Origin of the sequence: Solibacillus cecembensis (genome assembly GCF_050272495.1) — a bacterium.
In the GTDB taxonomy this organism is placed as follows: domain Bacteria; phylum Bacillota; class Bacilli; order Bacillales_A; family Planococcaceae; genus Solibacillus; species Solibacillus cecembensis.
The window spans coordinates 95,798-104,372 of record NZ_JBNNMF010000017.1 but is presented as its reverse complement, the minus strand read 5'-3'; the positions used below and the strand labels follow the sequence as shown (position 1 = coordinate 104,372).

Below are 8,575 nucleotides of genomic sequence, written 5' to 3'. Positions count from 1 at the left end.
AAAAAACACCCCCTAGTTGAATTTTAGGTATCTAAACCCGAATTCAATCGAAGATGCTTTTTTTATTTGTCTATATTTTTGGGGTCAGTCCCATTGACGGTGTTGATCTTTTATTTTTCAAAGTAAATCGAGTTCCTCATTTATTTTTTTCATTTGATGTTTAAAGTAAAAATAACAAGCTGTCCAAATGAAGAGATAAATTCCGCTAAACAATGCAATCGCAAGGATAAAGCTAATGAAGTTGAATGGAATCCAGCCAATGCCAAAAGCTAATATGAAATATAAAACAACAACTGTTGCAAAATGTAGCGCGGTTTGCTGTGTAATGCGTAACTTTTGATTTTCAAAAAAGAGTGAACTCACAGAGAATAACCAACCACATAACATGAAACCTATCGAATTTTTCAAAAAAAGATCACCGTCTAGCATACCTTTATCACCGAAATAGACAATGGAGTTTGTAGATATAACCGTAATAAATGAACCGAAGAAAATGCCAATCATACTTCTGCTTAAAAAGATTTTCATTCATTTTTTCTCCTATTCATTTTTAAAGCTTCTTTTACTGTATTGACGTACGTTCGAGAGACATATTCTTTCGCCCCCGATTTGAAATAGACACAGAGTGTACCGTTAAACGATGCTTCAAAACGGCTAAGTTCATGCAGATTAACAATGACTGATTTTGAGAGTCGAATAAATTTATTAGAAGGGAGAATTTCCTCTAATTCATATAGTTTCTCTTTCAATTTGTATGTGCCAATTGTAGTAACAGCCACGACACTTTCATTTTCAGTATGGAAATAGTGAATATCATCGGGTTTTAGAATATGCTGCATCTCTCCATCTTTTCCAATGAGGAATTCTGTTTCGCGACCTTTGATAAAATCGAGAATTTCTTGAACCGAACTGTTTAATTCAGGTGTTTCAATCGTTATTTTCGCTTCCTTAAACTCGTTGTCAATATTCAATGAAACTTTCAATGTACAACACCTCTTTCGAGAATATTGTATATGTTTTTCTAAATTAAGTATCCAAATATGTTAATTTTTTCTTTTATTCATAAAACCAAGAACAATGAGAGAGAGTAGGGCAAATGCTGAAATGTAACCAAATGAAAGAACTGTACTGTTATTAAATGTAAGTTGGCCGTTCCAAACTGCGATAAATAAAGTATTCATATGGTACAGTGGATTAAAGTTTGCGATTGTTTGGATGAATGTTGGCATCAAATTAATCGGCATCGCAAAACCACCTGTTAAAATAACGATTTGTAAAATAACAATTGAGAAAACGAGCGCACTTTTCATATTATTGAAAAATGAATAAACTGCAGATGAAATAATGAGTAAAAGTGCATTTAGTACAATGAAGAAGCCGTATGATGTGATTAATTCAATGATATGGAATTCTACATTATACATCGCGATTCCAATGACTAAAATCAAAATGAAACCAATGCTAGTGATGATGACTGAGCGAATAATGCTAGAAAGTAAAAGTGTAGTTTTAGATACTGGGGAAATGCGGATGCGCTTTTCAACCCCAGTCGTTCTATGTGTTACTTGGTCAAATCCGAAAGCGAAAAAGATGACGGTAAATGTAATCAGTAAAATAAATGAAGGTGTATACGTTTGTGCATAGCTTAAGTTGCCTGCGTACATTGTATCTCCAAATAATTGTCCCATAAAGATATACGTAATAGGCGGCACAAAAATCGTGAATACTAAATAAAATAATTCCCTAGAAAACATTAATAAATCATATCTTAATTGTGTAAGTAACATAATAAATAATCCCCCTTAAATAGATACTTTTGAAATGTAAAATTCGTGTATGGATTTATAACCATCTTTCAAAATGCCCTCAGTTGTATCAAAAACTTCATTCACACCGTTATTGAGAAGTAGGACTTTGTCACAATATAACTCGATTTCATCCATGTTATGTGTTGTTAGAATAACTGTGCCGCCTGTTTTTTTATTGTAATTTGTAATGTAGGTCCAAAGAAGATCGCGCATATGTGGATCAAGCCCAGTTGTCGGTTCATCCAAAATGAGTAGTCTAGGTTCCGATAAAAAGGCGATCGCTAAGCTAACAATTTGCTTCCATCCACCAGAAAGCTTGTCAAAATACTTTTTGCGGTGTGGTTCTAATTTGAACTCCGCCATAATCTTTTTGACGTCCATAGGTGAGTTATAATACGCTTTGAATAATTTCAGTAACTCCTCAACTTTTAAATTGGCGTAAAATTGCGTAGGTTGTAAAACGACAGAAATATGCTTTCGTACTTGTTCAAGCTTGTTAATAGATAGCGATTGAATATCCTCTTCCAAAATGACTACATTTCCTGCGTCATACTGCTTGATTGTCATTAAAATTTCTAAAAAGGTCGATTTTCCAGCGCCGTTCTTTCCAATAACACCGATCACTTCACCTTCGCGCGCTTGGAAATTAATCCCTTTTAGTACATTTTTTGATCCGTAAGACTTTTTTAAATTGTTGACTTCAATTACTTTCATTTTATTCCCTCCAACTAATGTTCTTTGTAACCAAAGTATAGGCTGATTTTCCGAGGGAGTCTTCCATTTTGCGGTAACTTGCAATTAATAACAGGTGACTCGCAATAAAAGGTGGGCCACTTGCAATGATAACGATGAGAATGTGAGGATTATTTTCAGAAGGTTCATCTTTTAAGTATTAAAGGTTAAAAATATGCTTTATATTAAAAAACGACTTAACAACTGTGGATAGTTGGATCATAATGGTTGGGGGCAAATTATTTCGCTCTATATTATTCTTCTTAAGATGGAAACAACAACTTAAAAAGAGACTAGGAATATGCGTATAATAAAATGGGTACCAGATACCCATTGGTGTATGCAATTGTTAATTTTTTGTGTATATTCTAGGTTTTTAGACTATATTCAGTTGAAAAATGTATAATGGAGGTGTACAGAATTTACAATATTTTCTTGAGGAGGAATTGAAATAATGAAAGCTGCAAGATGGTATAAACCAAAAGATATTCGTGTAGAAACTGTAGAAGAACCGGTAATTTCGCAAGGTAAGGTAAAGATTAAAGTACAATGGACAGGCATCTGTGGAAGTGATTTACACGAATACGCAGCTGGTCCTATTTTCATTCCTGTAGATCAGCCACACTATTTAAGTAAGGATATTGCACCAATTATCATGGGGCATGAGTTTTCTGGCGAAGTAGTAGAAGTAGGAGAAGGCGTTACGAAAGTGAAAGTTGGCGATGCTGTTGTAGTTGAGCCTATTCTAGCTTGTGGAGAATGTGCTGCATGTAAAAAAGGGAAATACAACATTTGTATTCATTTAGGGTTTCACGGGCTTTCAGGTGGAGGTGGTGGTTTCTCGGAATATACAATGGTAGATGAAAAAATGGTACATAAAATGCCTGAGGGTCTTTCTTATGAGCAAGGTGCCCTTGTAGAACCAGCGGCTGTTGCACTCCATTCAGTACGTTTAAGTAAAATTAAGGCAGGAGACAAAGCAGCTGTTTTTGGTACAGGTCCTATTGGTCTGCTTGTAATTGAAGCGCTTCGTGCAGCGGGTGCATCGGAAATTTACGCGGTAGAGCTTTCAGAAGAGCGTGCTGCAAAGGCCTTAGAATTAGGCGCGAGTGCAGTCATAAATCCACAAAATGAAGATCCTATAGCTCGGATTCACGAGTTAACAAACGGCGGTGTAGATGTTGCATTTGAAGTAACTGGAATACCCGTAGTATTGAAGCAAGCTATTGATTCGACTACGTTTGAGGGTGAAACAATTATTGTGTCAATTTGGGAATCGGAGGCTTCAATTCAGCCGAATAATATTGTACTTGCAGAGCGAACAGTAAAAGGAATCATTGCGTATCGTGATATTTTCCCAGCTGTCATGGAATTGATGAAGCAAGGGTATTTCCCAGCTGACAAGCTTGTAACTAAGCGAATAGGACTGGATGATGTAGTAACAGAAGGTTTTGAAACATTAATGAAAGAAAAAAATCAAATTAAGATACTTGTGAATTCACAATCATAATGAGAAGAGCTTAAGGAAATCAATGATTCCTTTAAGCTTTTTTAGTTCATTATCCATCCAATTATTTCTAATATGACATTATGCGGCTTTAATTCAAGAGGTAGAGGTATGCAGTTATAAATTTGAATTACCTGTAAACCCACAACACTCATATGTTACTATATTTATAGATTCAATATGATGGAGGGATAGCATTGGCAAAAGACATAAATTATTTAGTAGATATGTATAGAGATTCATACTTCCCAGATTTTTTAGTAGACAAGATCAAAGCTACAATTGAAGGAGTCGCTCACTTTCTGGAAACGGAAAACCATACAAATGAAACCGTGCAACTAAAATTAGACGAAATGACACATAGAATTAATGATTTAGCTGAAGAATTTGAGGAGAATGGGAGCGAAATCGAAACGGTTGCGAGAGAGTCAATAGCAGATACGGTCTACTTAATGCTGAACGCTTATCAAATCGAGATTGATATTGAGGAAGCGATTCGAAATAGACATTGGTGAGAAAATAAGAACGTAATGTTGGATATAAATCGCTAAAGTATTACTTACACGATAGCGATTTTTTATTTATGTCTAAATGCAAATGTAAATCCTTTTCGGCAAAGGGAAGCGGTCGGACTCACTCGGACTAGCCATGTGTTTTCAATTTCGTTTTATTGTAATAAGTTACTACTATGTACGGTGTATCAATTTAATGGGAAATACAAAATGAACAGCCAGCCACCGAAAAAAATCGATAACTGGCTGTAATTGTTGGGATATTGAGAAGAACTTAAAATCAATACCCATATTAATATAATTATTGAGCTGAAATTCCGCCGTCAATAACAAATTCAGAACCAGTAGAATAGCTAGAATCATCAGAAGCTAAGAATAATACCATGTTTGAAACTTCTTCTGATTGTGCAACGCGTTTTAATGGAATAAATTTAGCGAACGCTTCAACTGCTGCTTTTGTATCTTCTTGAACAGTCATTGGTGTAGCGATAACACCTGGGTGTACAGAGTTTACGCGGATGCCCATTGACGCTAAGCTGATTGCCGCTGATTTTGTCATACCACGAACTGCGAATTTAGTATCTGTGTAACCAATTGCACCAGCTACTAAACCGTTTAATGAAGAAATGTTAACGATTGAACCGCCGCCAGCTTTCTCCATAGAAGGTGCTACAGTTTTCATACCTAAGAATACTGAAACTTGGTTAATATCAACAATGCGACGGTATTCTTCAACTGTCATGTCGAACATGCTTTTCGCCATTGTAATACCAGCGTTGTTTACTAATACGTTAACTGGACCAAATGCTTCTTCAGCTTTTGCAACAACTGTCGCCCAATCTTCTTCACTTGCAACGTTTTGTTTAACGAAAATTGCGTTTTCGCCAAGTTCAGCAGCAAATGCTTGTCCTTTTTCTTCATTTAAGTCTGTTAAAACAACTTTAGCGCCTTGTGATACGAAAAGTTTAGCGTGAGCAGCACCCATACCTTGTGCTGAACCTGTAATAATTGCTACTTTATTTTCTAAACGACCCATCAATAAACACTCCCTAATTAGTAATTATAATTTTAAATTTTCTTCATTACCGAAGATAAGTTCATTATAGTATACCCTTAAACTATCGTCAAAACATTAAGCTTAAAAATTGAAAGCGTTTTATTCATGGTGATGAATTTACATAAATAACGTTGCTTTTTATAATAATTGCTCAATCTCCTTTTCGGTTACTAAGGGAGTATCGACAGGAGCATAACGTTTTATAACATTGCCTTCACGATCGACTAAAAATTTTGTGAAGTTCCATTTAATTGCTTGTCCTAACAAGCCTTTCTTTTCTGAGGCTAAATGTTGGAAAAGTGGATGTGCATTGGCACCGTTTACTTTAACGATTTCATGCATCGGGAATGATACACCGTATTCAAGGCGGCAAAATTGGGCAGCTTCTTCACCCGAATCCAATTCCTGTTTAAATTGATCGGAAGGGAAGCCTAAAACAGTGAAACCTTGATTTTTGTATTTTTGATAGAGGGCTTCTAATTGTGTAAATTGCTTCGTGAATCCGCATTTACTAGCAGTATTCACAATGAGCAGCACATTGCCTTTATACTTTTCTAATGAATAGTGTTCATGATTTTCAGTGTGTACAGTAATTTCATAAAGATTCATTCAATCCCTCCTTGAGAATAAAATAGTTGAAATTCTATTGATAGCGTACTTAATTTTAGCTGAACTGTAAAATAATTAACGTGTATTACAAAAAAACACATTGGTGAAAAATGTCGAAAAAATGTCCTATTCCTCAAAAAAATATTAGAATATGACAAATGTCACTATGGTGAGAACGTATTCTCCTATACATTTTGTGGAGATATAAAATACATAATCAAGGGGCTCACAATTAATGGGAAAAAAGATTGCCTGGGTAACAGACACAGCCGCATTGCTAACTGAAGAATTCATTGAAAAAAATAATGTCCATGTATTGGCGTTAAATATTATATTTGAAGAGGGCGCTCTACGCGAAACGATTGATATGACACATGACGAATTTTATCATAAATTGCGCGATGCAAAACAACATCCAAAAACATCACAGCCCGCATTTGGTGAACATGTTGCCTTGTATGAAAAGTTGAAAGAAGAAGGGTATGATTGTGCGATTGCCATCCATACTTCTGAGCAATTATCCGGTACAGTTGTGAGTTCTCCAATGGCAGCTGAACAGGCGGGCTTCAAAAACTATGCGATCGATTCTAAAATCGGTTCTTATCCAATGCAAGTAATGCTGGAAAGAGGGATGGAACTCGAAAAGCAAGGTCTTGAACCAGAGGAAATTGTGAAGCAAATTGAAGCGATTTGTGATAAATCAAGGTTAATCTTCATACCAGCAAGCTTAGAGCAATTACATAAAAGTGGTCGTGTATCAGGAACGGCCATGTTTTTAAGTAATCTGTTAAACATCAAATTAGTAATTGCCTACAACGAAGCGGGCGGAGTAGAAGTGATTCAAAAAGTTCGAGCAGACAAACGCGCTAAGAAGTTTGCGATTGAGCAATTACAAGAAGCGATTGTAAAATCACCCGTACTAGAAGTGGCAGTGATTAACTGTAACAATGAAGTGGGTGCGGTAGAGTGGAAAAAGGAATTGGAAGTTCAATTCCCGACAATCAACTTTACACCAACACCACTTTCAGCTTGCGTTGGCGTACATGCAGGTGAAGGAACGCTAGGACTTACGTGGGTTCGACAATAATAAGAAAAAGCAAGTTCATTCGAATGAGAAGAATGAACTTGCTTTTTTTATGTTTGAACGCTTGTTTGGACCGTTTTCTGCGATTGATTAATTAAATGGATGACGGCCGCAAGTGTAAAAGTGATAGCTAACGCGCTTGTAATGTACACGATAATACCAGTCCAGCCATAGCGAACCCAAAAAATACCGCCAACCGTTCCTCCAACACTTGACCCTAAATAATAGGCAAATAAATAAAGCGATGAAGCTTGAGCCTTGTCTTTTATGGCGCGGTGACTCACCCAACCACTAGCAATCGAATGCGAGCCGAAAAATCCGAATGTAAATACTGTAATGCCTATAATTTTTACTAGCAAGCTTTCTGGTAATGTAAGCAACCCACCGCTCATCATAATGAAAATACCGATGTAGAGGACGCGTTGTCGACCAAAACGATCGGATAAGCTACCAAACCATGCGGAACTCCATGAACCAACTAAATAAACGATGAAAATCCATCCGACAATGGTTGCACTTAAATTGTACGGTGCATCGAGGAGTTTAAACCCGATATAGTTGAACATCGTAACAAAGCTGCCCATGAGCGTAAAGGCAATGCCGAATAAGCAAATGAGACCAGGATCTTTTAAATGCTGCAATAATGATTGGGTCATTGCTTTTAATTGAAGTGGGCGCGGTTTGAAGTGTTTCGATGGCGGCAAAGCCCAAATGAAATAAAGACAAATGATTAAGCTAAGTAATCCTAAAAAAATCATCCCCATTTGCCAGCTAAAGAAGTCCGTCATCATGCCCATAATGACTCGCCCAGAAAGTCCCCCAATGGCATTGCCGCTTATGTATAAGCCCATTGCTACACCTAAGCTTGACGGCTCCATTTCTTCTCCTAAATACGCCATAGCAATTGCTGGCACACCTGCAAATACAAAGCCTTGTACGATACGGAGCAATAATAATATTTCAAATGTTGGGGCAAAAGCAAGAGTAATTGTAAGAAATGAAGCGGCGATGATGGAAACAGTCATTAATTTTTTTCTCCCCCAAGCTTCTGATAACGACCCGAATAGGATTAAACTAAAGGCTAGCACACAAGTAGCAACAGAAAGAGATAAGCTTGCAACAGCGGGAGACACATCGTAATCATGTGCAAACTGTGGCAATAAAGGCTGTGTCACGTAAAGGTTGGCAAATGTAATAAATCCAGCTGCAAATAAAGCTAAGTTCGTAAGTGTAAATTGTTTTGTTCCTCTTTGTATGTATTTCATC

Annotated in this window: 10 protein-coding genes; 3 read left to right on the top strand and 7 right to left on the bottom strand. The window is 36.6% G+C overall.

Going from position 1 to position 8,575, the window contains the following annotated elements:
* Positions 1-117: 117 nt before the first annotated feature.
* The 4 genes from ACQKIH_RS15575 to ACQKIH_RS15560 are packed head-to-tail and all read right to left on the bottom strand — an operon-like array spanning position 118 to position 2,522.
* Positions 118-528, bottom strand: a complete 411-nt coding sequence (locus tag ACQKIH_RS15575; RefSeq protein WP_427767644.1) for a DUF3021 domain-containing protein — start codon at positions 526-528, stop codon at positions 118-120.
* Positions 525-983: a LytTR family DNA-binding domain-containing protein gene (locus ACQKIH_RS15570; protein WP_427767642.1), complete on the bottom strand. Its 459-nt coding sequence runs from the start codon at positions 981-983 to the stop codon at positions 525-527. Before ACQKIH_RS15570 ends, ACQKIH_RS15575 begins: the two co-directional genes overlap by 4 nt.
* Before the next feature lie 60 nt (positions 984-1,043).
* Positions 1,044-1,787: an ABC transporter permease gene (locus ACQKIH_RS15565; RefSeq protein ID WP_427767639.1), complete on the bottom strand. Its 744-nt coding sequence runs from the start codon at positions 1,785-1,787 to the stop codon at positions 1,044-1,046.
* 15 nt (positions 1,788-1,802) lie between these two features.
* The gene (locus ACQKIH_RS15560; RefSeq protein ID WP_427767636.1) at positions 1,803-2,522 is read right to left on the bottom strand and encodes an ABC transporter ATP-binding protein; all 720 of its coding nucleotides are present in this window, start codon (positions 2,520-2,522) and stop codon (positions 1,803-1,805) included.
* Positions 2,523-2,994: 472 nt separating this feature from the next.
* Here ACQKIH_RS15560 and ACQKIH_RS15555 point away from each other — a divergent pair, with 472 nt between their 5' ends.
* Both ACQKIH_RS15555 and ACQKIH_RS15550 read left to right on the top strand, forming a co-directional pair.
* Positions 2,995-4,050, top strand: coding sequence for a 2,3-butanediol dehydrogenase (locus tag ACQKIH_RS15555; protein WP_427767634.1), 1,056 nt, complete (start codon positions 2,995-2,997; stop codon positions 4,048-4,050).
* A 194-nt stretch (positions 4,051-4,244) separates the two neighbouring features.
* A complete protein-coding gene (locus tag ACQKIH_RS15550) occupies positions 4,245-4,562 on the top strand; it encodes a DUF5713 family protein (protein WP_269084194.1) in 318 nt (105 codons plus the stop codon).
* Between the two features lie 298 nt (positions 4,563-4,860).
* Here the strand turns inward: ACQKIH_RS15550 and ACQKIH_RS15545 are convergent, their stop codons facing one another.
* Positions 4,861-5,595 carry a glucose 1-dehydrogenase gene (locus tag ACQKIH_RS15545; RefSeq protein ID WP_057983945.1) on the bottom strand — a complete coding sequence of 245 codons (735 nt, stop codon included), beginning with the start codon at positions 5,593-5,595 and terminating at the stop codon, positions 4,861-4,863.
* 159 nt (positions 5,596-5,754) lie between these two features.
* A complete protein-coding gene (locus ACQKIH_RS15540; RefSeq protein WP_427767631.1) occupies positions 5,755-6,225 on the bottom strand; it encodes a glutathione peroxidase in 471 nt (156 codons plus the stop codon).
* Positions 6,226-6,460: 235 nt separating this feature from the next.
* Between ACQKIH_RS15540 and ACQKIH_RS15535 the strand changes: the two genes are divergently transcribed.
* A complete protein-coding gene (locus ACQKIH_RS15535; protein ID WP_427767628.1) occupies positions 6,461-7,312 on the top strand; it encodes a DegV family protein in 852 nt (283 codons plus the stop codon).
* A 47-nt stretch (positions 7,313-7,359) separates the two neighbouring features.
* Here ACQKIH_RS15535 and ACQKIH_RS15530 read toward each other — a convergent pair whose 3' ends face one another.
* A complete protein-coding gene (locus ACQKIH_RS15530) occupies positions 7,360-8,574 on the bottom strand; it encodes an MFS transporter (RefSeq protein ID WP_427767625.1) in 1,215 nt (404 codons plus the stop codon).
* Position 8,575: the final 1 nt, after the last annotated feature.

Coding starts and splice junctions, on each gene's coding strand:
- ACQKIH_RS15565 (WP_427767639.1), bottom strand. CDS start 1,787: ATGTTACTTACACAATTAAGATATGATTTATTAATGTTTTCTAGGGAA.
- ACQKIH_RS15560 (WP_427767636.1), bottom strand. CDS start 2,522: ATGAAAGTAATTGAAGTCAACAATTTAAAAAAGTCTTACGGATCAAAA.
- ACQKIH_RS15545 (WP_057983945.1), bottom strand. CDS start 5,595: ATGGGTCGTTTAGAAAATAAAGTAGCAATTATTACAGGTTCAGCACAA.
- ACQKIH_RS15555 (WP_427767634.1), top strand. CDS start 2,995: ATGAAAGCTGCAAGATGGTATAAACCAAAAGATATTCGTGTAGAAACT.
- ACQKIH_RS15575 (WP_427767644.1), bottom strand. CDS start 528: ATGAAAATCTTTTTAAGCAGAAGTATGATTGGCATTTTCTTCGGTTCA.
- ACQKIH_RS15530 (WP_427767625.1), bottom strand. CDS start 8,574: ATGAAATACATACAAAGAGGAACAAAACAATTTACACTTACGAACTTA.
- ACQKIH_RS15540 (WP_427767631.1), bottom strand. CDS start 6,225: ATGAATCTTTATGAAATTACTGTACACACTGAAAATCATGAACACTAT.
- ACQKIH_RS15535 (WP_427767628.1), top strand. CDS start 6,461: ATGGGAAAAAAGATTGCCTGGGTAACAGACACAGCCGCATTGCTAACT.